Consider the following 24822-nt stretch of genomic DNA (forward strand, 5'->3'; position numbering starts at 1 on the left):
ATTTTAATCTTTTTAATTCCATATTCCTGATTATATCTCTTTTTGGCAAAATTTCAAATGCTGTTGCCCTGCGTGATTTTCCGGGGAGGAGTTCAATCCTCCTCGGTCAGAATATGAAAAAGGCCTTTGGATTTTCCTCCTGCCTCGTAAGGCGGAAGCTCGTGGTTGACAAGGATGGTATCTTCCCCGATCACCTCAATGTCTGTCCACCGGATCACGACATCCTCTTCCCGTCCCAGCAGCCCAAACAGCCGCAGCCGTCCTTTAATCAGCAGTGCGGTTGCTTTTGCAGTCGCGGTATCCAGTTCCACATCTGCAACTGTTCCCAACCTGCCTCCGTTTCGCACATTGATCACATATTTTCGCTTCAGATCACTGACCCGACAAAACAAGGTGTTCCCTCCCCTATCGTTCTATTCTGTTCCTTTCCTATTCTATTCTGCCCCATCTTGCAATATCTCTGTTTTCTGAAAATCCGGAAAAGTTCCCCGGCGGAGCCTTTCCCAAGATTGACTTTTGCAAAAAAATCCTTTAGAATAGGAACCTGTAAATCCCTTTCCGCTTCTGCAACAGGTGTGGAATCCCGGGAGGGAACAGGGGCTGTCTGAAATGTCTATATATCGTCTTTTCTGATATTTTCAAGCAGCTTCCGGGACAAACAATGCGATGAGGTGTTGAGATTGCAAAGAGAAAAATTCTCCTCCCGGCTCGGCTTTCTGCTGATTTCGGCGGGATGTGCCATCGGTCTGGGCAACGTGTGGCGGTTCCCATATATCACCGGACAATATGGCGGTGCGGCATTTGTGCTGATTTATCTATTTTTTCTGCTCATCCTTGGTCTGCCGATCATGGTTATGGAATTTTCCGTCGGGCGCGCCAGCCAGAAAAGTGCCGCTCTTTCCTTCCACATACTAGAACCAAAGGGCACCAAATGGCATCTATACGGATATGGTGCAATGATCGGCAACTATATGCTGATGATGTTTTACACCACGGTCTGTGGCTGGATGGTGATCTATTTCATCAAGATGGCTTCCGGGGAATTTTCCGGTAAAAGCTCTGCTGAAATTGGTGAACTGTTTGGCGAGATGCTCTCCCGCCCAGGTCTAATGTCCTTCTGGATGATCGTTGTGGTCGCGCTCGGATTCGGTATCTGTTCGATGGGCCTGCAAAATGGTGTGGAGCGGATCACCAAATTGATGATGCTCTGCCTGCTTGCGGTTATGGTCGTTCTGGTTTTCCGGTCGGTCACCCTGCCGGGCGCTGCCGAAGGTTTGCAATTCTATTTGATGCCTGATTTCAGGAAGATCGTCGAGCAGGGGCTTGGTACCGTCGTATTCGCCGCAATGGGACAGGCATTCTTCACCTTGAGCCTCGGAATCGGTGCTATGGCAATTTTCGGCAGTTATATCGACAAAGATCGCTCGCTGACCGGGGAATCTATCAGTATCACGCTGCTTGACACTGCGGTCGCATTGATGGCTGGTCTGATTATCTTCCCAGCCTGCTCCGCATTTGATGTCAGCCCGGGTGAGGGTCCTAGCCTGATCTTCATCACCCTGCCAAATATCTTTAATACCATGGTGGGTGGTCGCCTGTGGGGTTCTCTTTTCTTTGTATTTATGACCTTCGCGGCTCTTTCCACTGTCATCGCGGTTTTCGAGAACATTGTTTCATTCGGGATGGATCTTTGGGGTTGGCCGCGCAAAAAAGTGGTCCTGTTCAATCTGTTCCTGATTATTCTGCTCTCCCTCCCCTGTGTGTTGGGTTTTAACCTTCTGAGCGGGTTTCATCCGCTAGGCGGCTCCTCCAACATTCAGGACCTCGAGGACTTTATCATCAGCAACAACCTGTTGCCACTCGGTTCCCTGGTTTATCTGCTCTTCTGCACCCGGCGCTGCGGCTGGGGTTGGGACAACTTCATCAAGGAAGCCGACAGCGGTAACGGCATCAAATTTCCGCGCTGGATTCGTGGATATGTCTCCTATGTGCTCCCATTGATCGTCCTGTTTATCTTTGTACAGGGCTATTGGTCCAAGTTCTTTGCGCCGCTCTTTCGCGCCTAGTCGTAAAGTTCGTTAAAAAGCGCCTGTGTAAACACAGGCGCTTTTTCTTTATAGCAAATTTTTTAAAAGGTAAATTATCTGCTATCTGCGGCAACAGGGGGCTTTTGATGGATGAAAAGCCCTCTTGGAGACATAAAAGAATCAATTTTTAGAATCCCAGCGATTCCCCGACAATAATTACTTTGATCCGTCCCTTGATCCGCTGCTGCCCTAAAGTCACATAGCTACAGCACATCCTCTCGTCGCTGTGGCAGTCGCGGCAGATGCCGATAATCTTGCAGGGCGTTTTGGTATCCAGACGCACCGCATTCGCTGGAGCGCTGACCTCACGCACCCGTTTACGCGCTGCCTCCAGATTCGGGACGATCTTATTGTACCCCGCCACGACAATTACGCTCTTAGGACCAAAAATCATTGCGGAAACCCGATTGCCATTTCCATCCACATTGTAAAGCTCGCCCTCTTCGGTCACAGCATTGGTTCCGGTCAGATAGGTATCGCAGAAAAATGCTTCCCGGAATACCTTATACAAGTCCGCGTTCGGGGCATACCGGTCGAGGTAGTTGTACCGCCCGGATTTCAGATGCTCAATCACGCCGCATTCTTTCAGGGTTTCCGACCCCCCAACAGTCACCGTCTCCCCCTCTGCGCAAAGTGTCTCAATCAGCGGAACTACCTCCGCTACAGTCCTGACATAATACGCATCCATCTTGTTATTTTGGAGATTTCCGATCGTTCGATTGACCCGTTTCTCCAGAACGATCTGCAAGTGTTCATTCATAGACATCCCCTCCTTTATTTCATTTTACAATGAATTTGTTCAATTTTCAACACCAATCGAAATCTTAAAATAGATATAGCAGCAACATATAAACGATAGGACATCCAACTGCTCCCCTAATTTATCCCCAGATACACCCTCTATGACATCTCCTGGTTGCATCCTAACAGTCTTCAAATCATCTCAAGATTCTTCCAGAAGTATCTTTTATCCCCAATTGAAAAGTATAATATCCACAAAAATATGAACTTATACTCATGTATATTATGGATAAATAATGAACAGATAATCATATACCTTTATAAAAAACGACAAAATTCTACAATCAGAAGTCGATTTTCTGTATATTATATTTAATCTCCTTTATTTTTAATTATAGAAAGCAGATAAATAATATTCTATCTGTTACAAATCTATAATACAAACAGGAGGTTTACACCATGTCAAAAGTAGCATTATTTGATCACGAAAAATTTAGTAATGCAATCAGGAAATCGAATCTAAAGCAGGAGCAGCTTGCGGAACATCTGAATATCTCCACACGTCATGTACGAAATCTGAAAAGTGGAGGTACTTCCGTTTCCGCTCCTCTTCTCTATAAAATCAGTCAGGAATTCCAAAAACCTATGGAATACTTTCTGATCTTTCGAGAGGAGGATGAGTCAATCAAATGAGACAAACTATAGGCATATTGGCTAATGCTCTCATAGATGCCTTTGGCTATCGCAAGCCAATGCAAGTCACCGAGATCATGATATATCTGTCGCCCAATTATAGTGAGACCGGATATTCTGTATACCCAAAATGCAAAAACACTTTGGAGCGGGAATTTATTCGTTTCTGCGAACGTTGCAGCCAAAGGCTAGACTGGTCAGGTTACCGAAATGCCGAACTTGTATATCCCAAACCACACATTAAGCCTATGCTCAGTTAGATAGTGCTCACATAAGGGCATCGAGAATAAGAGTGAAATAGATAAAGGACAAAAAGATAACATCCAGTTTAGTATAGCGGGTGAAAATGGAGCGCGGCCTTCCGGCCCATCGCTGTAGTTTCCAGTGGGCAACGAGAATATTACCCCATCTCGACCAGATGCGAAGACCATATGCTTGCGACCTGCGGGTCAAAAAGGTGGATGGTCAGCTGAAAATTGATCGGGAATGCTGGATTCGTGTTCCGGCCAACTATCAGACAGATTACCCCGAGCGTCTGGGCGAGGAAGGTCTCCCCTGTTGGCTATTTGTCGATTATGGCAAACCCTATTAAAACACATAGCATAAAGAACGTACCAGTTGCCATTTTGAGGCGACTGGTACGTTCTCTGGCAATATTCAAACTTCCTTTTATGCCTTGAATGAGATGTTTCCTTTTTGAAATTTACTCGAGTTGCCTATAGCATTCAAAACGAAAGGGTTGCCGCATAGGAAACCTCCCTCATTTCTACGTTTACTTAATGGCAACTCTTATAATTCAATTGGAAAGAAAAACGTCAAGAGTGCCTCGGTATCCCGCGCAACAAAAACGCTGGCAGCCTCTTCTTCGGGACCGACCCCATATCCATATGCCGCCGCGATAAAATCCACACCCGCCTGTTGCGCCCCCTCCCGATCATATTTTGTGTCTCCAATCAATACCGCATCCTGTTTTGAAATTTCACCGAGCTGTTCAAGTACCCGGTCGATGATCTGCGCTTTGGTCGCCGAATCCATCTCATCGCTCCTGCTTCCCACGCAGACATCCACCAAATCCGAAATCCCAAATCGGGAGAGCAGCAGCTTTGCCATTTTTTCCGGTTTGAGGGTCGCGACGCCAATTTTGATGTTCTCTTCCCGCAGGCGGCGAAGCAGTTCAGGCAGTCCATCATACGGTTTGGAACGATAAACACCGTCCTCCTCATAATCTACGCGGAAAAACTGGGTTGCCAGCTCCGCCTGTTGGGCATCCATCCCTGCAAATGTTTGGAATGAATAATAGATAGGAGGACCCATAAAATGCCGCAGAATTTCCTTCGGCGGAAGCGGCATCCCCATTTTTCGGAATGCAACCGCGATAGAATGAAAAATCCCCTCCGAGGTATCCACCAACGTGCCATCAAAGTCTAATAAAACCGCCCGATACTGCAAAATTACACCCCGCCTGCCCTTCAATTTTCCTGCTCCTGTAACAGTTGATCCTGTTCCTCCAGTGCAACTGCCTTATTGATCGCGTTGATATAGGAACGAATACTCGCCTCAACAATATCGGAAGAAAGCCCGCGTCCGACCACCTGATGTCCATTACAGGTGATCTTACACACCGCCTCGCCGAGCGCGTCCTCCCCTTCAGTGACCGCCTGCATGGTCCAGTTTTCCAGCTTGGCCTGCATCTTGACAATCCGGTCGATCGCCTTAAACGAAGCGTCGATCGGTCCTTCTCCGCGTGCGACATGCTCATACTCCTGTCCATCACGCACAAGACGCACGACCGCTGTAGCCGAAATCATCGGGCCGCTGTTTATCACAAAACTCTTGAGAGAATAGGTCTCGCGGATCGCCAACGCACCTGCACCGATCAGGGCTTCCATGTCCTTGTCGGTAATCTCCTTTTTGCGCTCCGCAAGTCGTTTGAATCGCTCGAATGCGGCCACGATCGCCTCTTCCGACATGCTGTACCCCAGTTCCGCGATCCGGTCGGCAAATGCATGTTTTCCTGAGTGCTTACCAAGCACCACCCGCTGGTTGCGGTAGATGCCGATATCCTCCGGCTTCATAATCTCGTAAGTCTGCGGCGACATCAGCACCCCATGCTGGTGAATCCCGCTCTCGTGCGCAAACGCATTCACGCCGACGATCGGCTTGTTCGGTGCCAGACCCACACCGTTCATCGTTGTTAACAGCTTGCAGGTGCGGTAAATCTGCTTGGTGTCTATATTGGTCTCACACTGGTAGTAGTCCCGTCGGGTATGGAGCGCCATCACAATCTCCTCGAGCGCGACATTTCCAGCGCGCTCCCCGATCCCGTTAACAGTACATTCGACCTGATCTGCACCCGCGCGGATGCTGGCGAGGGTGTTTGCCACTCCCATACCGAGGTCATTGTGCACATGCACCGAAAATTTCACGCTGGGGTCACATAGATTGGATTTCAGATAGCTGACCAACTCATGTATTTCGGTTGGGGTAGCATAGCCGACTGTATCCGCAATATTGACGGTGGTTGCCCCCTCTTGAATCGCCCTGTTAAACAGCCGGAGCAGGAACGCCCGGTCACTGCGGGTGGCATCCTCTGCCGAAAATTCCACATCGTCGCAGAGGCTCTTGGCATAGGCGACACATTCGGCTGCTGTTTCAAACACCTGTTCCTCGGTCATATTCAGCTTATGTTCCATATGGATTTCACTAGTCGCAATAAACAGGTGCAGACGGGGATGCCTAGCCTTGCGGATTGCCTCCCAGGTGCGCTGAATATCCGCTTTTACACATCTCGAGATCGCTGTAACCGCTGCATTCTGTACTGCGGCTGCAATCGCCTTTGTCGCCCGGTAATCTTCATTTGAGGAAACCGGCAGGCCCGCCTCAATAATATCGACTCCCAGCCGGTCGAGCTGCTTGGCCATCTGCACCTTCTCGCTCTGGTTCATACTGTATCCGGGAGCCTGCTCCCCATCCCGAAGCGTGGTATCCAAAATCAGGACCTTTCTCATATTGATTTCCTCTTTCCTACAAAACCTTGAAAAACCTCCGGCCCGCGATGGAGACGGAGGTTTTCCCTGTAAGAACCTGTTTCGTATCCTCACTGACACTCCCCGCCGCGTACGTACGATGCCAGAAAGCCGCGTAACACTTTAAAGTCCATCAGCATACCGCTCAACCGAGCAGCGCTTTATGGTAAACCTTTTTGCCTTTGCGCAGGATGACATGTCCCTTCTCAAATGCCTCGGCAGAAACCGTCTGCATCACATCGGTCACCTTAACGTCATCTACCGAGACACCTCCCTGCTGCACCAGACGGCGCGCCTCCCCCTTGGAGGGAGCAAGTCCACATTTCACCAGCAGATCAAGCACTGCGATCTTTCCGTCGGTCAGGTCGCCGGAAGAAAGGGTGGTCGACGGCATATCTGCGCTGTGGGTGCCTGACGAGAAGATCGCTTTCGCAGCATCCAGCGCTTTATCCGCTTCCTGTTGCCCATGCACCATCTTGGTGACCTCGTAGGCAAGGATTTCTTTGGCCTTATTGAGCTGGCTGCCCTCCCACTGTTCCATTGCTTCGATCTCTTCGATCGGCAGATAGGTCAGTAGCTTCAGGCAGCGTATCACATCATCGTCCGCAACATTGCGCCAGTACTGGAAGAACGCATAGGGGGAGGTTTTCTCCGGATCAAGCCAGACCGCCCCATTCTCGGTCTTCCCCATCTTTTTCCCTTCTTTGGTGGTCAGAAGAGTGAAGGTCATGCCATAGACCTCCTCACCGGTCACCCGGCGGGTCAGGTCAATCCCGCCCAGAATATTTGCCCACTGGTCGTTCCCGCCCAGCTGCATCCTACAGCCATGGTTCCGGTAGAGATGCAGAAAATCATAGCTCTGCATAATCATATAGTTAAACTCAATAAACGAAAGGCCGCGCTCCAGCCGGGTTTTGAAACACTCATAAGTGAGCATCTGGTTGACCGAAAAATGGACGCCCACATCCCGCAGCAGCTCAATGTAGTTGAGTTTAAGCAGCCAGTCCCCATTGCGAAGCATCAACGCGCAGCCATCCGAGAAATCAAGGAACCGCTCCATCTGCCGTTTGAAACACTCGGCATTGTGGTTGATCTCCTCAACGGTGAGCATCTTACGCATATCGGTCTTGCCGGTGGGATCGCCGACCATCGTTGTTCCGGTGCCCAGCAGCGCAATCGGAAGATGTCCTGCCCGCTGTAGATGCCCCATCACCACCAACTGAAGAAAATGGCCGACATGCAGGCTGTCCGCTGTTGCGTCAAACCCGATGTAGAAAGTGACCCGCTCCTGATTAAGCAGCTTCTCGATTTCTTCCGGATGGGTCATCTGCGCGACAAGACCGCGTCGGGTTAATTCTTCAAATACTGTCATCAATCTTTCCCCTTGTTTTTCAATTTGCATTCTTGTATGAAAAAGCCGTTTGATTGTATCAGTATAGCACGCCCATTTCACAAATACAAGCCCCTCAGAGGGTTTAAAATCACCCGGGCAGCCTCTAGTTTCCTGCATCCCGCAGCATTTCTTCCGCATGCCGCAAAGCGATTTCACTGATCTTTTCCCCGCCGCTGATCCGCGCCAGTTCCCGTACGCGTTCCTCTCTGGACAGCGGCCGGATGGTAGTAAACGTGCGGTCCTCCCGCGCGGCCTTGGAGATAAAAAGATGGTTGCGCGCAAACGATGCCACCTGCGCGAGATGGGTAACCACGATCACCTGCCGGTTCTCCGCAACCTGCGCGAGCTTTTTGCCGATCTTCTGCGCAGCGCTCCCGGAAACACCAGTGTCCACCTCGTCAAAAATCAGTGTCTGGATGTTGTCCCGGTCAGCGAGTACGTTTTTGATCGAAAGCATGATCCGGGAAAGCTCACCTCCGGACGCGATCTTTGCCAGCGATTTGGCCTGCTCACCAACATTGGTGGCGATAAACAATTCCAGCTCGTCCGCACCGTCCAAAGACATCTCCTTGTGCTCCTGACACACCGAAAGCTGCACCGATGGCATGTCCAGAAAGATCAATTCTCCCTGTACCGCCTTCACAAACAGCTTCGCCGCTTTGGTGCGCGCCTGTGTGAGCCTTTCTGCCTGACTTCTGGCCTTTTCCTCGAGGCTGGAAAGCTGGGCGGACAGCTTTTCAATCCGTATATCCGAAGTTTCAATCTCCTCCAGCTCGGCTGCTGCGCGTGCACCAAACTCCAATATCTCCTCGATGCTTGACCCATACTTTTTTTTCAGGTTGTAGATCGTGTCCAGGCGCCGCTCGATCGCGTCAAGCTGGGAGGGGTCGCAGTCGAAATGGTCGATCAGATCCTGAATTTCCCCTGGAAATCCCTCAAGTTCGTAGGAGATGTCTGTCAGCCGTTCTGCAATCGGCTGGGCTGCTTCCATATAGTTTGCCGCCTGTGTCATATTTTCCGCCAGCTCGGAAAGCAGGCTGGTCAGGCTCGGGACTTCCTCCCCACCTTCCAGAATCGCAAGGCTACCGCCCAGCGCCTGTGTGACATGCAGGGAATTCTGAATCAGCTTGCGCTGTGCCCTCAGTTCTTCCTCCTCGCCCGGTTGGAGTTCCGCCGCTTCGATCTCGTTGACCTGATAGGAAAGCAGGTCAATCCGATGTGCTTTCTGCGCCTCGTCGGTGTTGACCGATGCAAGCTCCCGGCGCACCAGCATATAGTCCCGATATGCCGCCTGATACTCCCGCACCAGGCCATCCAGCTCCCCATAGCTGTCGATAAAACCGAGATGCTTTTGGGGGGAAAGAAGCTGCTGGTTGTCGTGCTGCCCATGGACATTGATGAGCAGCGCAGAAACCGAACGCAAAATCGCAGCTGTCGCGGGCCTGCCATCAATCTTACAGGAGGATTTTCCATCTGCGGAGATCTCCCTGTGAATCAGCACCGCGTTCTCTTCGACCGGATACCCCGCCTCGGCGAGCGCCTGTTCCGCTGCCGGAGAAAGCCCTGTAAACAACGCGGAAATTGTCGCGCGCGTCTCCCCGGTCCGGATCATCTCCTTGGAAACCCGCTCCCCCAGCACCGCATTGATTGCGCCGATCAGAATGGTCTTTCCCGCACCGGTCTCACCGGTAAACACGTTCAGGCCCGGCTGCAGACCGATCGACGCTTCGCTGATGACTGCGACATTCTTGATGTATAATTGAGAAAGCATCCCTTTGTTTCACCTCATTCGCCCTGAGAATCAGGCCCCGGCCTGGGCCATCATTTTGCGGAGCTGGGTCACCAGTTCCCGCGCGTTCTGTTCGTCCCGCATCACCATAAAGATGGTGTCATCCCCTGCAAGCGTCCCGACCACACCGCTCCAGTGCAGCGTGTCGAGCGCAGCACACGCTGCATTCGCCATACCGGTATAACATTTAATCACAAGCATGTTTCCTGCCGAATCAATTTCCCGCGCCGCCTCCGAAAAGATCAGTAGAAATTTGTCAGAAATTTCGCTTTTTGGGGAGCTGGTGTGCGCGGTATAATGGTATTTTCCGTCCGCAGTGAGCGTTTTGATCAATCGGAGTTCCTTGATGTCCCGCGAGATGGTTGCCTGTGTTACAGGAAATCCGCTCTCACTCAGAAGATTGAGCAGTTCGTCCTGCGTATCAATCGGACGAGAGCTGATAAGTTCCAATATCTTTGCGTGACGTCTTGCTTTCATGCCTATCCCCTCGATTTCAATTTTTGGCTCAATATATCTGTGAAATTTTTTTCCGGAAACTGGATAAATCGTGCCACCCTTTTCGCTCGCCTGATCCACACCTCTGCCTTCCCATCCAAAGATGCCGCCCGTTCCCCATCAATGTTCAGTGCCGCCCGGTCACTGCCGCTGCTGAACCGGCAGCAGATCCGCAGTTCTACATCGGGCGGAAACAGGATCGAACGGTCATTCAGAGAGTGCGGACAGATTGGTGTCATTAGGATAGTCGCAATCCCGGGAGCGACCACCGGCCCGCCAGCAGAGAGCGAATAAGCGGTTGAGCCAGTCGGTGTCGCAAAGATCAACCCATCCGCGCGGCAGGTGGCGATCACCCCTCCCTTACTCGAAATCACAAGGTCGAGCAGACGCGCCGTATCTCCTCTGGTAATCACCGCATCGTTCAGCGCATACAGGGTCGGGCCTTTCCCATCGACCTGCACTTCGAGCAACATCCGCTGCTGAATCGTATAATCCTCCTCCGCAAGCCTGCCCAGAAAATCGAGTTCATTCGGCTCGATCTGTGCGAGGTATCCAAGCCGCCCTGTGTTGATGCCGAGCAGAGGTTTATCATACCGCATCGCGTGCTTCGCCCCATGCAGAATTGTCCCATCCCCGCCGACTGTCAGAACAAGATCGCATTCCGCAAGAAGCGACTCCAGGCCCCCGGTTTGCAGGCCACCGAACCGTCCCTCATATTCCGTCAACGCCAGCGGCTGACAGCCACAAAGGATGAGCTGACGGATAATCTTGGGGACAAGTTCCGCTGTATTGTGTTTTGTAAGATTCGGCAGCAATAAAACCTTTTTCTGCATCATCTGTCCCCACTCTGCGGATGGTCGAGCTTTTCGTGCGACTGACGCACAACCCGTTCGATCTCCTCCGCGTTGACCTGATCCTCCCCACCTTTTTTCAGATACATCAGATATTCAATATTTCCCTCTGGGCCTTTCACCGGGGAGAAATCCAGTCCGCAGACCGCAAATCCATTTTCTCGTGCATATCCACAAGCGTTTTCCGCTACTTCCATATGGGTTTTGCTCTCACGCACTACCCCATTTTTCCCCACCTTTTCTCGCCCTGCTTCGAACTGCGGCTTGACAAGGCAGACCGCCTGCCCTGTTTCGGAGAGAAGGCGCCCCGCAACCGGGAGCACCAGTTTGAGTGAGATAAACGAAACATCAATACTCAGAAAATCTATCGGTTCCGGAACCTGCTCTTCGGTCACATATCGGATATTGGTACGCTCGAGGTTGACCACCCGTTCATCGGTTCGCAGTTTCCACGCAAGCTGACCATACCCCACATCCACCGCATAGACTTTCGCGGCACCATTTTGCAGCATACAGTCAGTAAACCCACCGGTTGAAGCGCCGATGTCCATGCAGCACTTTCCGTTCAGGCCGATCGGAAATACCTGCATCGCCTTTTCCAGCTTGAGACCACCCCGACTGACATAAGCCAATGTTTCTCCGCGCACCTCAATCGCAGCATCCTCCGGTAAGTCGGCTCCAGGTTTATCAGCCTTCTGGTTGTTCACATAGACCTGTCCCGCCATGATAACCGCTTTTGCCTTTTCTCTGCTCGGAAACAGTCCGCGCTCCACCAAAAGAACATCCAGCCTTTTTTTCATTCAGAATCGGCCCCCATTTTTCAGAAATAGAGCGCTGCAATCTGCTCTTCGAGTGTGTCTGAATCCAGGCCACACCGGTGCAGCGCAGATGCGACCGACATCTGGGGCAGAAACGGATTCTCCACCGCTTGGATGGTCATACGGCCGATATAGCCCGCATCCGAGAGCCGGGACAGAAAATGTTCCCCGATGCCGCCGCTGCGGATTCCCTCCTCCACAAAAAGGATGGTCCGGTATCTTTTCGCCAATGCGATACACGCTTCCGGAAGTGGTGCGATCCGGTGGAGCTTGAGCAGATCGACCGGTTTCCCCCGCTCTGCGAGACTCTGCGCCGCACGATAGACCTCCCCGAACTCCCGTCCGTAGGAAATTACCAGCGTCTCCCCCCCGTATTTCAGATGTAGCCATTCCGCGGGTTCTTCCGGCAGTTTGGGTGAAAACGTCGGTTCGCCGCCACGTGGATACCGCACTGCCACAAGCCCATCGGTTTCGTACAGTGCCTTTTGCATCGCATAGCGGAGATCGGCAAAGGTCGCCGGGGAATAAACTGTCGTTCCAGGGATTTGACTCAGGAATGCCGCATCAAACATTCCCTGATGGGTTTCCCCGTCATCGCCGACCAGCCCCGCGCGGTCTACCGCAAGCAGAACATGCTGCTGCTCAATCGCAGCATCGTGGATTAACTGGTCGAATCCCCGCTGCAAAAAGGTCGAGTAAACCGCAAATACCGGTAGCATCCCCCCTGCCGCCAGACCACAGGCAAAAGTGACCGCATGCTCCTCCGCAATCCCCACATCAAAAAACCGGTTTTTCGGCTCAAACTGCTTCGCAAAGCCATCCAGACCGGTTCCTCCCTGCATCGCTGCGGTGATTGCGCAAATCCGGTCATCCTCCTGTGCCAGCCGCACCAGTTCCTGCCCAAATACCGAAGAAAAATTTTCCGAAGAGGGCTTCAATTCTCCGCTCTCGTAATCAAATTTCCCGACGCCATGGAAGGTCGATGGATTTTTTTCCGCATAGGGGTAGCCTTTCCCCTTGATCGTATTGATATGGACCAGAACCGGCTTTTCCAGCGCTTTTGCACGACGGAAGGTCTGGACCAGGAGTGGGATGTCATGCCCGTCCACCGGACCGAGATAGTCAAAGCCAAAGTCCTCGAACATGTTGCTGTGATAGATGGTCTGGCGCAGCAGGGCCTTCGAATTATAGATCATATCGCGGGCCGTATTTCCGACCAGCGGGATTTTGAGCAGCGCCTGTTCCACCGTATCCTTGAGCTGGGCGTACCCTTGAGTGGTGCGTTTTTCCGCAAGATACCGCGCCAAACTGCCCACACTCTCGGAAATCGACATATGATTGTCATTGAGCACCACAATCAGGCGGTCCCCGCTTCGGCCCGCGTTGTTAAGCGCTTCATAGACCATCCCGCCGGTGAACGCACCATCTCCCACGACCGCAATCACATGGTGCCTGTCCCCTGTCAGGGTTTTTGCCTTCGCAAGTCCATACGCCGCAGAAACCGATGTACTTGCATGTCCCCCGATGAATGCGTCATACTCGCTTTCGCTCGGACGCGGGAATCCCGAAATGCCGCCTTCCTGGCGGATTTTCGAGAAATTCTTCAGCCGACCGGTCAGGAGCTTATGGGTATAGCTCTGATGGCCAACATCCCAGACAATCTGATCCTGCGGCAGGTCAAAAACAGTATGCAGAGCGACTGTAAGCTCCACCGCCCCCAAATTTGAGGCGAGATGCCCTCCTGTACTCGAAAGCGTACGGATCAGCCGCTGGCGAATCTCCCAACAGAGGTTTTTCTGCTGTTCTTCGTTTAGTTTCCGCAGGTCCTGCGGAAACTTTAAGGTATGCAACAGGTTAAAATTTGCCAAATCAAACACCTCTTTCGGCTCAAAAGACCGGCACGACCAGTGCAATCACAATTCCCAAAACCGCCCCACAGAGCACCTCCAGCGGTGTATGTCCAATAAACTCCTTCAGAGTTTTGGGTTGCTCGGCCGGACGGTCGGACTCTCCCCGTGTCAGCGCATCCAGTTCCTCCCGAAGCATCTGGAACACCTCTCGAAAGTCCACCGCCATCCTGTTCAACACCTTGGCCTGCTCGCCCGCCGCACGACGCACACCCATCGCATCATACATCACGATCCCCGCCAGCACGACAGCAAGTGCAAACTCCGGGGAAGTAAAACCCGTTTTGCGCGCCATCCCGACCGCTACCGAGCATACAAGGGACGAGTGGGAACTTGGCATCCCGCCGGAGCCGACCATCCGCTCCCAGCTGACCTTCCTGGACGGAAGGTAGGCCAGCAAAGTCTTGATAAACTGGGCGGCAAACCAAGAGAGGAACCCAATATTGATGATATAATTTCCCGTTAAACTTCTCAGAAAATCCATCCAAACGCCTCCTAGATTGTCCGTACCATCAGTGGTCCCGCGTCAGGACCAACTCTGCCAGCCAGAGCAGAAATCCATTATCCGGGAGCTGTTCCACACTCCGCATCGCTCTCTGAATCTGCTCCGCAGCTCGCTGACGCGCTCCATCTATCCCAAACAGGGTTACATAAGTGGTCTTTCTGTTTTCTCCGTCGCTCCCGACCGGCTTTCCCAGCTTTTCAGCATCGCCCACTACATCCAGGATGTCGTCTGTGATCTGGAATGCAAGTCCGTAAGCAGTGGCATAAGCTTCTGCGGCGCTGTGGATAGCCTGCGGCGCATTTCCGGCGATACAGCCGAGCGCTGCCGCCGCGCGCAGCAATGCACCTGTTTTCAGTGCATACAGGGTGTCCAGCAGTTCTGTGCTGATCTGCCTGCCTTCGCTTTCCAGGTCGATCACCTGCCCGCCGATCATCCCAGCGACGCCTGCTGCCTGCGAGAGAATCCGCACCGCTTCCAGCCGCGCAGATTCCGGCAGCTTTGCAGATGCTGCCGTTTCAAATGCCAACGTCAGCAGTCCATCCCCAGCGAGCAGAGCATTGGCCTCCCCGAATGCCTTGTGGCAGGAGGGCTTTCCGCGCCGGAAATCGTCGTTATCCATACAGGGAAGGTCGTCATGAATCAATGAATAAGCGTGTACCATCTCCACCGCACAGGCAAGAGACATTGCACCTTCTGGATCTGCATCCGACATCCGCCCAAATTCGAGAACCAAAGCAGCGCGCAGGCGTTTTCCAGCATCGAGCAGGCTGTATCGCATCGCCTGAAAGACTGCCTCCTGCGGGTCTCTTCCGCTGGTTTTCAGGCAGGCATACAACGCCTGATTCGTCCTCTGCGCGTCGTCTCTCAGCTGTTGTTCAAACCGGTTCATCCCCTGCCTCCTTTGGTGCTGTCAGTTTTTCCACCTTTAATCTGGCCGTCTCCAGCTTCCCGTTCGCAAAATCAATCAGCTTTACCGCTTCTCCGTAGAGCTTGATCGACTCATCTATCGAAATTTCACCGTTCATCCGCGCCAGAATCTCTTCCAGCCGTCCAACGGCTCCTTCCAGTGTTATGGATTTGCTCATTGTTTTTTCTCCTTTATCCCACTCACTGTCGAATAGACCTCACCGTCCGTCAGACGGGTGACCATCTGATTTCCCACCTGCACCTGCGCAACCGATAATACAGTCTTGCCCTCAACCGCTGTGAGACTGTACCCTCGTTCCAGCAGCTTCACCGGGCTGCGCGCTTCGAGCAGCTCTGCCAGATGCCGCAGGCCAGTTTCCGCATCGGACAGCTTCCGACAGGTGGATTTCCAAATCGCATCCTGTAAAAAAGACAACTTTTGTACATATTGGTTCAGGAGATGATCCGGGGCCAAAAGCCGGCTTTTGGCTGTATCTAAGCGGTGTTGAAAAAACGCGATCCTACCGACCATCAGCTCCTCACATTTCCGACCCAGCTCCAGCAGATAATATTGCAGATCGGGCAGATTGGGCGCGACCAATTCGGCAGCTGCGGAAGGAGTCGGCGCGCGCAGGTCCGCTGCAAAGTCGGCAATCGTGAAATCGGTTTCGTGCCCGACCGCCGAAACTACCGGTATCGCACTTGCAGCAATCGTACGCGCGAGCTGCTCATCGTTAAACGGCCACAGGTCTTCTATCGAGCCACCACCCCGCCCGACGATCATAACATCGCACGCATTCTTCCGATTGAGCAGACGGATTCCCTCAATAATCGTCTGAGCTGCACCGTTTCCCTGCACCTGTACCGGCACAAGCACCACCCTTGCCACCGGATACCGACGGGAAAGGATATTCAGCATGTCCTGAAGTGCAGCGGCCCCTTCGCTGGTCACAATTCCGATCCGCTCGGGATAAGGCGGCAACGGGCGTTTGCGCATCTGATCGAACAGGCCCTCCTGAGACAGCTTCTCCTTGAGCTGCTCGAATGCGAGATGGAGCGCGCCGATCCCGTCCGGCTGCATGTCTGTCACATAAAACTGGTAACTTCCATCCCGCTCATAGAGCGAGACCGATCCGCTGACCACAACTGCCATTCCATTTTCGGGGGAAAACGGAAGCTGCGCCGCATAACTGCGGAACATCACCCCTTTGATGGCAGCGTTGTCATCTTTCAGCGTAAAATACAGATGCCCTGACTTATAATGCCGGGTAAAATTAGAAATCTCCCCCCGCACCATCAGGCCATTAAGCAGATGGTCTGATTGCAGGATCGACTTGACATATTGGTTAAGTTGGGAGACGCTCACCACCATCGGCTGGTTCATTTTGGTGCACCGCCCGTCTGTGCGAGCATCGCCAAAATTGAGATTCCCGCTGCATTGTCAGAGGAGAACTGCGGCTCCGCAAAAAAACCGCCATATTTCCCCGTGATCCGCTCGCGAATGATCCGATTGGACATCACCCCGCCCGAATAGATCACCGGCAAGTTTCCCTCCGATTCCCGTATCTGTTCGGTCATGCGATCTACCACCGCAAGGATGCTTTCGATACAGAAGAGGGCGATATCGCATGCGGGTTCTCCAGCCTTTTGCATCCTTTCACACTGGTTCTGGATACCGGAAAGCGAACAATCGCGGCCCTTCATTGCTGGACGGATCCGGAATCTCCGCTCCGATTGCAGTGCCAACGCTTCCAACTGCCGGCCTGCCGGGAATGGCAAGCCGAGCATCCTGCCGACCCGATCGACCGCCTGTCCCGCTTTCAGATCGAGTGATTGCGCAGCCAGCTCCACCGAAAAAATCCACTGCGGATCAGGTTGTACCAGCAGGCATTCAGTCGTCCCACCCGATAGGTGGAATGCCGCGAATCTTTGACCCAGGAGACCAAGCTGTCCCGCGGAAAAAAGCGCAGCAGCAATGTGCCCTGCCTGGTGAGAAAACCTGGAAATCTGTATTCCGCAGACCGAAGCGATCGACTCGGCTACCAGCTCTCCCACCAGAAAACAAGGCATATAGGAGCCTTCCTGATCCCGCGGACGCACTGATACCCCCACACCGTCCAGCCGGACAGATTCCTGTGCCATCAATTCTCTGACCAGCGCGCCAAGCTGTTTCACATGTGCAAAAACCGCATCACTTTGGCGAAGTCCAAGCGTGCCCTGTTTTACTGGGAGCAGCTTTTTCTGCTGTATGACCTGACGTGTCTGACTGTTATAAAGGGCCACGGAACTGGTATAGTTGCTGGTATCCAGCCCAAGATAGTATGCCATCGCTTTACTCTTCGACTCCGGAAACGACGGCCTCCGCCGCATCAGAAAGTACCTGTCCGGCGTCCTGTTGCCCTGGAGTCAGCTCAGGAGACTCTTTCCCTTCCTCGCGCACATAAGCACCAAGCACCCCATTGACAAAGGAAAAGTCATCATCGTTTCCGTATCTTTTTGCCAGTTCCACCGCTTCGTTGATGGAAGCGCCTACTGGCACTGTGTCCTCGTGGTCAATCTCCCAAAGACTCATCCGAAGAATCGAAAGCGCAACCCGTGACATCCGGTTGAGCTTCCATTTTTTTGAATATTTTGCGATCGAGGCATCCAGCCACGGCATGTGATCGGAAACATCCTTCGCAAGATGATATGCATAATCATCCACCTCAATGTTGCGCCCAACCACCGCCTGTTCAATGATCTCGTCGATCGTCTCATCCTTAAACGAACGTTCAAAGATCAGGGTAAAGGCAATCTCACGGGATTCGCTGCGTTTCATATCGTTTCTCCTAACTCCTGCTTCCCAGCCAGGCAGTTTCAAATGCGGACTCTTTTCGGATTTCATTGCCAAAGGAGGTTCTTCCCACGATACAAGCCAGTGCATCTGTTTCCAACCTATAGCAATACACAATACAACGCCCTCCCTTGTGGAGGGCATCTAATCGTTTTATTCCTGCTCTGCTGAGGAAAAAAGCAGAGGCGGTTCATCGAAGATGATGCCGGCAATGTTGATGTTGACCCGTGAAACCGCGATCCCGGTCATATTCTGTACCGCTTCCTTTACCGTTGCCTGCACTTTTTCCGAGACTTCCGGAATATTGACGCCTGCTTTTACATTGACATGAATGTCAATAATTGCAAGATCGTCATTCAACTCGATTAAGATAGGGCGGGCCGACTGTTTTTTCAGCAGCCATCCTTTGATGTTGGAGGTAAACGAAGCTAACGAATCGATCCCCTCGATTTCAAGCGCCGCATAACGCGCAATAGTTGCGATAACTTCACGGGAAATCTTCAGATTTCCTGCTGTCTGATTGCTCTCATGATGGTTGTGCATATCCATCCTCCTTTTATTTCTCTGCTTAAAATAGAAGCTGCGATGATTACAGCCTAGCTTTGCAATCGTTCTGATATAACTGGCGTAGGGGCGGGAGCAGATTCTGCCTGCGCATCATCCTAGCTATCCTAGCTATACTGGCCATAACTATGGCATAATAACTGTTTTGCAGCTATTACCATAATCGCGGAGCGATATGGTATAATTGGCCATCGGGACGGGAGCAGGCTCTGCCTGCGCATCGTCCTGGCCATAACTCGGGTATAATAGCTGTTTTGCAGCTATTATACCACAAATCTGTTGAGATAACAACACCTTAAGCTGTATCGTTATGCGCGAAAAAACAGGATATTCTGAGAAACAAGAAATAAAGAGAAGTGAAACATCTATTTCCATCAGACTGAGCGCGAACTTCTCCACTTCAGGTTTTGAGGAGAAAAAAATCGCCGAAAGCTTTCCGGCCCTCGGCGAACTTCTGCAATCGTAAATAAACCTTTCACAAAGCCTTTCCGGCCCATTCAGAAACGTCTGACCTCATCCTCCCCATCCACACGGTTAACGGTTAACGATCAATACACATAAACCGAGATACCGATAAAGACCACCTGCAATACCACCATAATAGCGAACAAAGGCGCCATAAATTTATACCATTTATTCAGGGACACCCCCATCAAACCACATTCCAGAGAACAGGCAGTTGGCCAGAACATATCAGAAAACCCGTCTCCAAAGCAGTAACAGAGCACCGCCGTCTGCCGGCTGATCCCCACAATATCCGCCACGGGCGCCATAATGGGCATGGTGATGGTAGCCTGACTGGAAGAGCCTGTAATGAAAAAGTTGATGACATTCTGCAAAACCAGCATTCCTACTGCGGAAAAGACCCGATTGGAATAGCTCAACATGCGCGCAAGGCCATAGACGATCGTATCGGAAATCATGGCATTCTGCATCGTGAGCAAAATGCCCCGCGTAAAGCCGATCACCAGAATGGAAGGCACTACACTTTTGGTAGATGCTATAAAGCTCTGGCAGATCTGCGTCGCAGAGTATCCTCCTACCACACCAGTAATCACCATCATCATCAGAAACATGGCGGCAATCTCATCAATGTACCAACCCAGCTGGGTGGTACCATACAATAAAATGCCAATGGTCAAAAAGAACAATGCCAGACATAGTTTCTGCCGCAGGGTAAATACATCCTCTTCCCCATCCTTTGGAGCGGGAATCTGCACCTCATAAGGCTCACCATACAGGACAGATCTGGTTGGATCAGCCTTGACCCGACGTGCATACCGCATCACATACCAAATGGCCACCATCTGGAACACCACAAAGATGACTCCTCGATACCAAAGACCGGAATTGATTGGCACTTCCGCGATGCTCTGCGCAATCCCTACCGAGAAGGGATTGGTCAGCGCTGCGGCAAAACCGGTCGCGACTCCGACATAAACCATCGCTCCCCCCACCAGAGGATCATAGCCCAATGCAGTCATAATGCCGATAAACACCGGGACCAAACCATAGGTCTCCTCAAAGATACCCAAAGTCGCCCCCAGCAGGCCAAACAGAAGCATACACACTGGGATCAGAAGGTAGGTGCGACTGCCCAGACACCGCACCAACACCTGAATTGCTCGATTCAGCGTTCCGTTTTCAGTAAGAAGATAGACATAGGAATAGGCAAACACGATCAGGAACAGGATATTTGCCGCACTGACATAACCATGCTGAAGCGCCAAAAAAATATCAAAAAAACCGGGCCGAATCCCTTCCACATAGTGGAACGACTCTGGCAGTACCACCATCTTCCCGCTCATCTCGTCCAGTACCCGGTCGTATTCGCCGGCAGGGATCAGATAGGTCAATACAACAACTGACAGCAATATCATCGTCAGCAGGACATAGGTATGCGGCATTTTGATGCGTAACAGCTTATTTTTCAGATTATCCAAGCGGATACACTCCTTCGTCATAACCGGGGATCCTGTCAGAACCTATTCCTTTTCTTTAGCAGAGGGGGCTTTAAGCCCCCTCTTTTTACCGCCCAGAGGGCGGTAATTCACCCCCAAAAAAGCGGTTCTCAGGAAACGCGTTCCTCCACACCTAGCACTGATAGCCGCCTTCGACAATAGCGCTCAAAACGCTGCGGCTTGCAGTGCGTACGGCGGCGGGGTGCTGTCCCCGGCCCCGCGTTTTTTACTCTGGCCTAAAAAGCGCCGTTCCTGCGCCGGTTGGCCTTTGTACACCGCTACAGCGGCAGTGAAAAAACGGGTAAAACTTTGGACTTGTTTGCAAACAAAGGGATGGAAAGGTTTCACAGCTACTATAGTCAAAGCACTGCAAAATAACAGGTTACTTTGCAGTGACAGGTCTTTAAATGTGCAAAGAGCACACTTCCTTCTGTATGGAACCCGCATAAGGCCACTGGCAACAGCCTTATGCGGGGAAACCATGCAGTCCTCAGTTCCGCATTCTTTCAGAGAACCTACAACGCAGCCGATTTTTGGACGATCAAACCGCGGTACCCTCCAAAAATACCTGCTCCGGCTTTGCCTTGCAGGCGAAAGGATGCTCCGACCAGATTACAATATCGGCATCCAGCCCAGCTTTCAGCTGGCCTTTCCGGTCATCAATCCCCAGAACCTGAGCAGGATTGAGCGTAACTGCCTTCAGCCCCTCTATCTCATCCAGGCCATGACGTACAGCCAGTCCCGCATAAACAGACAGGAAATACAAGGGCGTCACATCATGATCGGCCGTAATGCACACCTTAATGCCTGCCTTATGCAGTATGCCGGCGGTTTCATAGGTTTTGTCCCAGGTCTCATGTTTGGAACGGGGAGTCATGCCGGGACCCACAATCACCGGATAGGAGAATTCTGCCAGATAATCTGCCACAGGAATCGCATCGGTCCCATGGACCAGCACCATGTCCAGATCATACTCTTGCGCCAGACGGACTGCAGTGCAGATATCGTCCGAACGATGGGCATGGACATGGATCGGCATTTTTTTATCCAGCATCAAAAGCATATGCTCCATGCCTCTGTCTGTTTTAAAATAGCTGCCCGATGCCTGGGCTTCCTCTTTGCTGTGACGATAGTCCAGCGCATCCTCCAGGCATTTGCGGAATTGCCATGCCACGCCCATACGGGAAGCAAAGCCGTGTTTGGCACACTTGGGGTTCTCCCCCAGGCTGCACTTCATAGCTGCATACCGGCGCACCAGCATCCTGTCCGCCACCGAACCAGCCAGCCGGATCACTGAAGATACGCCGCCCACTACGCCATCGCTGCCCGGGCACACGCAGGCACAGGTGACGCCGGAACGCACCGACTCCGCAACTGCCCGGTCAAAAGGATACAGGCCATCCAGCACTTCCAGCTCAGGGGTCAACGATCCGGAGTAATCGCAGCAGTCGTCCCCCACATCGCCCATTCCTTCCTCACTGATACAGATGTGGCTGTGGGCGTCAATCAGTCCGGGAGTTACGTATTTTCCGGACGCATCATAGCAGGTTTCTCCCTCCCGAGGGGAAATCGAAGGGGCAATCTCCACAATCTTTCCTTCTTCCATCCGAATGTCCCGTACTGCAAATCCATTCTCCTCAAAGAGAAGAACATTTCCTTTTTGAATCAGCATTTCAGATTCTCCTTTCTTCCGTGAGACGCTGCAAAAAGGATACGGGTATCCCATATCCTTTTTGCCCTCTATTTTTGATATGCGCGTGAAAAACTGCCCCGCATCCGAAACCGCCGCTCTGGCAGTCCTTTCGGGAAGGGCGAAACAGCTTTCGGGATCAACAATAGCCGATCGCTACCGCAAAAGTCAGGAATGCAAACTCCAGCACAACAAAGATCAGGAAAAGCGGGGTTGCAAACTTGTACCACTTGTTGAGGGGCACTCCCATCAATCCGCAGCAAAGTGCGCAGCCAGTGGGCCAGAAGAAATCTGCGAAGCCGTTGCCGAACTGATAAGCCATAACCGCGATCTGCTTGCTGAGGCCAACCAGTTCCGCAGTAGGCGCCATGATCGGCATGGTGATGGTTGCCTGGCTGGTAGAACCGTTGATGAAGAATTTAATCAGATTCTGCACAATCAGCATACCATAAGCAGCTATGTACTTGCTGCCGCCTTCCAGCAGGCTGACCAGACCGTAGACGATGGTATCGGTGATGCAGCCCTGTTTCATTAGAATGGTAATACCTCTGGTAAAACCGACCACCAGCATGGAGGATACCATCGATTTGGTAGATTCAATAAATGTTTTACAGATTTCAGTGGCGGAATAGCCGCTGATGATACCGGCTGCTACCATGGACATAAGGAACAGCGCAGAAATCTCATCCACATACCAGCCCAGCTCCAGTACCGCATACAGCAGAAATGCGATGGTGCCGAAGAAAAGCAGCAGGCACAGTTTCTGACGTCCAGTCATCTTGACTTCGTTCAGGTCTTCCAGATTCTTACGCTCCACCTGATCCATATCCAAGCCGTACAGAACCGACTTGGTGGGGTCGGCCTTGACCTTACGGGCATAGCGCATCAGATAGACAATGGTAACCGCCTCGAACACGAAAAATACCAGCCAGCGCATCCACATGCCAGAGTACAGGTCCACGCCGGCTACATCCTGTGCTACAGCCACGTTGTATGGGTTGGTAGTACCGGCGGCATAACCAATCGACACGCCCAGGAAGATGGTGGCTCCACCCACCAGCGAGTCGTAGCCCAATGCTAAAAAGATACCTACAAACACCGGGAACAGGCCATACACCTCTTCATAGATACCCATTGTGGAAGCTAGAATGCCCAGAATGAGCATCGTAATGGGAATCAGAATCTGCACCTGATTTCCCACCTTCTTTACCATTGTACCCAGCGCGGCGTCCATCGTGCCATTTTTGGTCAGCACATAGACAAAGCCATATGCGAAGATGATAAGGAACATGATATCGGCAGCTTCCACATATCCCTGCTCAAGAGCCAGGAACAGGTCAAAAAGCCCCGGGGCATCTGCCTCAATCGTCGTGTAGGAACCAGGTACAACAATCATTTTGCCCGACACCGGGTCCTCCACCCGCTGGTACTCGCCCGCAGGGATAAGATGGGTCAAAATGAGCATCAGGAACATGATTGAAATCAGAATGACATAGTTATGGGGCATCTTAAATTGAAAGCGTTTTTTCTTGGCAGTTTCCATACCTTCTCCTCATTTCTCTAAAGATTTTTTATGGTTACAGCGCGCTTCTTAACAAATTATACACATTCAAGTAGCTTGAATGTCAATGCAGAAACTGGTATAATGGAGAAAAACTTTTCGGTGAATCGCATGAATAAATTGTTTTCCATTCGTGAAATTGCACAACTTCTCAATGTCCCAGCTCCCACCCTTCGATTTTGGGAAGAAAAGGGGCTCTTTTCGGTGAAGAAAGGGGCCAACCGATACCGCCAATATACCGTTCGGGACCTGATGCGGATTGCCAACGTGATCTTTTTCAGAAATCTGGGCATTCCGGTTTCCAATGTACATGAGATGGAGGAGTGTACGCTTGAGCAGTACACCCGGCAGATAGAGGAGGTCCAGCTCCATCTGAAACAGAAAATCCGAAGTTATGGGCAGATGTACCGCCGCACCCAAAACCAGCTCCAGCATCTGGAAGCGGTTCAGCAGCTGATGCTGCTCGGTACCTCTGAGGAAGAAGTCCCCTTCGATGCGGTGGCTACTTTCGACTATTTCGAACAGGATAAGCTCATTCAGTACGTTCAGGACCCGTCCTGCTATGTGCGGTATTTCAATACAAAGGATATGTCTACCGAAGTCCGCAGCATCATCGTTTCCTCGTCATACAGTGGACAAAATCTGATTTGGAAAAAATGTCCTGGAACCCATTTTATCACCTTCCTGATCCGGGAAAAAGTGGACCGGGACTATGAAAGTGACGTAATCCAGACGCTGACCAAGCTCCAGACCCGCTATCAAACCGGCTGTCTGCTGGCCCGTTACCTGCTCACTGCGAAAGAGGGTGGTGAACGCATCGACTATCTGAAAGCCTATCTGGAAGTTGAGCCGCTTTCCGGTCAGCACTCTGAAAAAGAATAAGCCGTGTGCAACCTCCCGTCTGTATCCAGAGTGTATCTGTCGTCTGTGTATTTGATTTTCCAATGCTTCCGCTCTGAAACACAGAGAAAAAGCCCGCTTTTCAAGCGGGCTTTTTTGTGA

Annotated in this window: 24 protein-coding genes; 4 read left to right on the forward strand and 20 right to left on the reverse strand. The window is 51.8% G+C overall.

Annotation, left to right across the window (positions count from 1 at the left end):
* Positions 1-92: 92 nt before the first annotated feature.
* A complete protein-coding gene (locus D5269_RS01725) occupies positions 93-392 on the reverse strand; it encodes a YlmC/YmxH family sporulation protein (protein ID WP_016316203.1) in 300 nt (99 codons plus the stop codon).
* Positions 393-680: 288 nt separating this feature from the next.
* On the opposite strand from D5269_RS01725, the gene D5269_RS01730 reads away from it, so the two are divergent.
* The gene (locus D5269_RS01730) at positions 681-2066 is read left to right on the forward strand and encodes a sodium-dependent transporter (protein ID WP_120481867.1); all 1386 of its coding nucleotides are present in this window, start codon (positions 681-683) and stop codon (positions 2064-2066) included.
* Between the two features lie 148 nt (positions 2067-2214).
* Here the strand turns inward: D5269_RS01730 and D5269_RS01735 are convergent, their stop codons facing one another.
* Positions 2215-2847 carry a lactate utilization protein gene (locus D5269_RS01735; RefSeq protein ID WP_120481869.1) on the reverse strand — a complete coding sequence of 211 codons (633 nt, stop codon included), beginning with the start codon at positions 2845-2847 and terminating at the stop codon, positions 2215-2217.
* Between the two features lie 440 nt (positions 2848-3287).
* Between D5269_RS01735 and D5269_RS01740 the strand changes: the two genes are divergently transcribed.
* Both D5269_RS01740 and D5269_RS18840 read left to right on the forward strand, forming a co-directional pair.
* Entirely contained in the window at positions 3288-3521 is a 234-nt protein-coding gene (locus tag D5269_RS01740; RefSeq protein ID WP_120481871.1) for a helix-turn-helix transcriptional regulator, read from the forward strand.
* Positions 3522-3978: 457 nt separating this feature from the next.
* Positions 3979-4113, forward strand: a complete 135-nt coding sequence (locus D5269_RS18840) for a hypothetical protein (protein ID WP_279286758.1) — start codon at positions 3979-3981, stop codon at positions 4111-4113.
* Between the two features lie 197 nt (positions 4114-4310).
* On the opposite strand, the gene D5269_RS01745 is transcribed toward D5269_RS18840, so the two are convergent.
* The 18 genes from D5269_RS01745 to D5269_RS01830 all read right to left on the reverse strand — a co-directional run bounded on the left by D5269_RS01745 (position 4311) and on the right by D5269_RS01830 (position 23802).
* Positions 4311-4994 carry an HAD hydrolase-like protein gene (locus D5269_RS01745; protein ID WP_081644996.1) on the reverse strand — a complete coding sequence of 228 codons (684 nt, stop codon included), beginning with the start codon at positions 4992-4994 and terminating at the stop codon, positions 4311-4313.
* A complete protein-coding gene (locus D5269_RS01750) occupies positions 4991-6529 on the reverse strand; it encodes a 2-isopropylmalate synthase (protein WP_120481873.1) in 1539 nt (512 codons plus the stop codon). The genes D5269_RS01745 and D5269_RS01750 overlap by 4 nt, the downstream gene beginning before the upstream one ends.
* Positions 6530-6692: 163 nt before the next feature.
* The gene (gene tyrS, locus D5269_RS01755; protein ID WP_199735670.1) at positions 6693-7922 is read right to left on the reverse strand and encodes a tyrosine--tRNA ligase; all 1230 of its coding nucleotides are present in this window, start codon (positions 7920-7922) and stop codon (positions 6693-6695) included.
* Between the two features lie 121 nt (positions 7923-8043).
* Positions 8044-9711 (reverse strand): DNA repair protein RecN, encoded by a 1668-nt coding sequence (gene recN / locus D5269_RS01760; protein WP_120481875.1) that lies wholly within the window; start codon positions 9709-9711, stop codon positions 8044-8046.
* 30 nt (positions 9712-9741) lie between these two features.
* Complete coding sequence (locus D5269_RS01765; protein WP_016316194.1) at positions 9742-10206, reverse strand: arginine repressor; 465 nt, start codon at positions 10204-10206, stop codon at positions 9742-9744.
* A 2-nt stretch (positions 10207-10208) separates the two neighbouring features.
* On the reverse strand, positions 10209-11060 hold the full coding sequence (locus tag D5269_RS01770; protein WP_016316193.1) for an NAD(+)/NADH kinase: 852 nt from the start codon (positions 11058-11060) through the stop codon (positions 10209-10211).
* Positions 11057-11875, reverse strand: a complete 819-nt coding sequence (locus tag D5269_RS01775; protein WP_120481877.1) for a TlyA family RNA methyltransferase — start codon at positions 11873-11875, stop codon at positions 11057-11059. The genes D5269_RS01770 and D5269_RS01775 overlap by 4 nt, the downstream gene beginning before the upstream one ends.
* Positions 11876-11895: 20 nt before the next feature.
* Positions 11896-13761 carry a 1-deoxy-D-xylulose-5-phosphate synthase gene (gene dxs / locus D5269_RS01780; protein WP_120481879.1) on the reverse strand — a complete coding sequence of 622 codons (1866 nt, stop codon included), beginning with the start codon at positions 13759-13761 and terminating at the stop codon, positions 11896-11898.
* 19 nt (positions 13762-13780) lie between these two features.
* Positions 13781-14284: a divergent PAP2 family protein gene (locus D5269_RS01785; protein ID WP_016316190.1), complete on the reverse strand. Its 504-nt coding sequence runs from the start codon at positions 14282-14284 to the stop codon at positions 13781-13783.
* A 28-nt stretch (positions 14285-14312) separates the two neighbouring features.
* Positions 14313-15194: a polyprenyl synthetase family protein gene (locus D5269_RS01790; protein ID WP_120481882.1), complete on the reverse strand. Its 882-nt coding sequence runs from the start codon at positions 15192-15194 to the stop codon at positions 14313-14315.
* The gene (gene xseB, locus D5269_RS01795; RefSeq protein WP_016316188.1) at positions 15181-15390 is read right to left on the reverse strand and encodes an exodeoxyribonuclease VII small subunit; all 210 of its coding nucleotides are present in this window, start codon (positions 15388-15390) and stop codon (positions 15181-15183) included. Before xseB ends, D5269_RS01790 begins: the two co-directional genes overlap by 14 nt.
* Positions 15387-16595, reverse strand: coding sequence for an exodeoxyribonuclease VII large subunit (gene xseA, locus D5269_RS01800; RefSeq protein WP_120481884.1), 1209 nt, complete (start codon positions 16593-16595; stop codon positions 15387-15389). The genes xseB and xseA overlap by 4 nt, the downstream gene beginning before the upstream one ends.
* On the reverse strand, positions 16592-17539 hold the full coding sequence (locus tag D5269_RS01805) for a peptidase M22 (RefSeq protein ID WP_120481886.1): 948 nt from the start codon (positions 17537-17539) through the stop codon (positions 16592-16594). Before D5269_RS01805 ends, xseA begins: the two co-directional genes overlap by 4 nt.
* A 4-nt stretch (positions 17540-17543) precedes the next feature.
* Positions 17544-18029 (reverse strand): transcription antitermination factor NusB, encoded by a 486-nt coding sequence (gene nusB, locus D5269_RS01810; protein WP_158604805.1) that lies wholly within the window; start codon positions 18027-18029, stop codon positions 17544-17546.
* 168 nt (positions 18030-18197) lie between these two features.
* Positions 18198-18587 carry an Asp23/Gls24 family envelope stress response protein gene (locus D5269_RS01815; RefSeq protein WP_016316184.1) on the reverse strand — a complete coding sequence of 130 codons (390 nt, stop codon included), beginning with the start codon at positions 18585-18587 and terminating at the stop codon, positions 18198-18200.
* Between the two features lie 569 nt (positions 18588-19156).
* Positions 19157-20551 carry an AbgT family transporter gene (locus tag D5269_RS01820; protein WP_120481890.1) on the reverse strand — a complete coding sequence of 465 codons (1395 nt, stop codon included), beginning with the start codon at positions 20549-20551 and terminating at the stop codon, positions 19157-19159.
* Positions 20552-21110: 559 nt separating this feature from the next.
* Positions 21111-22241 (reverse strand): amidohydrolase family protein, encoded by a 1131-nt coding sequence (locus tag D5269_RS01825; protein ID WP_120481892.1) that lies wholly within the window; start codon positions 22239-22241, stop codon positions 21111-21113.
* A gap of 157 nt (positions 22242-22398) precedes the next feature.
* Positions 22399-23802 carry an AbgT family transporter gene (locus tag D5269_RS01830; RefSeq protein WP_016316181.1) on the reverse strand — a complete coding sequence of 468 codons (1404 nt, stop codon included), beginning with the start codon at positions 23800-23802 and terminating at the stop codon, positions 22399-22401.
* A gap of 129 nt (positions 23803-23931) precedes the next feature.
* Here D5269_RS01830 and D5269_RS01835 point away from each other — a divergent pair, with 129 nt between their 5' ends.
* Positions 23932-24702 carry a MerR family transcriptional regulator gene (locus D5269_RS01835; RefSeq protein WP_158604806.1) on the forward strand — a complete coding sequence of 257 codons (771 nt, stop codon included), beginning with the start codon at positions 23932-23934 and terminating at the stop codon, positions 24700-24702.
* Positions 24703-24822: the final 120 nt, after the last annotated feature.

The sequence above is a fragment of the Anaerotruncus sp. 1XD42-93 genome (assembly GCF_009917605.1).
Taxonomy (GTDB): domain Bacteria; phylum Bacillota; class Clostridia; order Oscillospirales; family Ruminococcaceae; genus Anaerotruncus.

Bases quoted from the DNA above. Each gene is read 5' to 3' on its own strand.
- D5269_RS01765 (WP_016316194.1), bottom strand. From the start codon at position 10,206: ATGAAAGCAAGACGTCACGCAAAGATATTGGAACTTATCAGCTCTCGT.
- D5269_RS01830 (WP_016316181.1), bottom strand. From the start codon at position 23,802: ATGGAAACTGCCAAGAAAAAACGCTTTCAATTTAAGATGCCCCATAAC.
- recN (WP_120481875.1), bottom strand. From the start codon at position 9,711: ATGCTTTCTCAATTATACATCAAGAATGTCGCAGTCATCAGCGAAGCG.
- D5269_RS01815 (WP_016316184.1), bottom strand. From the start codon at position 18,587: ATGCACAACCATCATGAGAGCAATCAGACAGCAGGAAATCTGAAGATT.
- xseB (WP_016316188.1), bottom strand. From the start codon at position 15,390: ATGAGCAAATCCATAACACTGGAAGGAGCCGTTGGACGGCTGGAAGAG.
- D5269_RS01835 (WP_158604806.1), top strand. From the start codon at position 23,932: ATGAATAAATTGTTTTCCATTCGTGAAATTGCACAACTTCTCAATGTC.
- nusB (WP_158604805.1), bottom strand. From the start codon at position 18,029: ATGAAACGCAGCGAATCCCGTGAGATTGCCTTTACCCTGATCTTTGAA.
- D5269_RS01790 (WP_120481882.1), bottom strand. From the start codon at position 15,194: ATGAACCGGTTTGAACAACAGCTGAGAGACGACGCGCAGAGGACGAAT.
- D5269_RS01735 (WP_120481869.1), bottom strand. From the start codon at position 2,847: ATGAATGAACACTTGCAGATCGTTCTGGAGAAACGGGTCAATCGAACG.
- D5269_RS01750 (WP_120481873.1), bottom strand. From the start codon at position 6,529: ATGAGAAAGGTCCTGATTTTGGATACCACGCTTCGGGATGGGGAGCAG.
- D5269_RS01770 (WP_016316193.1), bottom strand. From the start codon at position 11,060: ATGATGCAGAAAAAGGTTTTATTGCTGCCGAATCTTACAAAACACAAT.
- D5269_RS01740 (WP_120481871.1), top strand. From the start codon at position 3,288: ATGTCAAAAGTAGCATTATTTGATCACGAAAAATTTAGTAATGCAATC.
- D5269_RS01785 (WP_016316190.1), bottom strand. From the start codon at position 14,284: ATGGATTTTCTGAGAAGTTTAACGGGAAATTATATCATCAATATTGGG.
- D5269_RS01805 (WP_120481886.1), bottom strand. From the start codon at position 17,539: ATGGCATACTATCTTGGGCTGGATACCAGCAACTATACCAGTTCCGTG.
- D5269_RS01825 (WP_120481892.1), bottom strand. From the start codon at position 22,241: ATGCTGATTCAAAAAGGAAATGTTCTTCTCTTTGAGGAGAATGGATTT.
- xseA (WP_120481884.1), bottom strand. From the start codon at position 16,595: ATGAACCAGCCGATGGTGGTGAGCGTCTCCCAACTTAACCAATATGTC.
- D5269_RS01775 (WP_120481877.1), bottom strand. From the start codon at position 11,875: ATGAAAAAAAGGCTGGATGTTCTTTTGGTGGAGCGCGGACTGTTTCCG.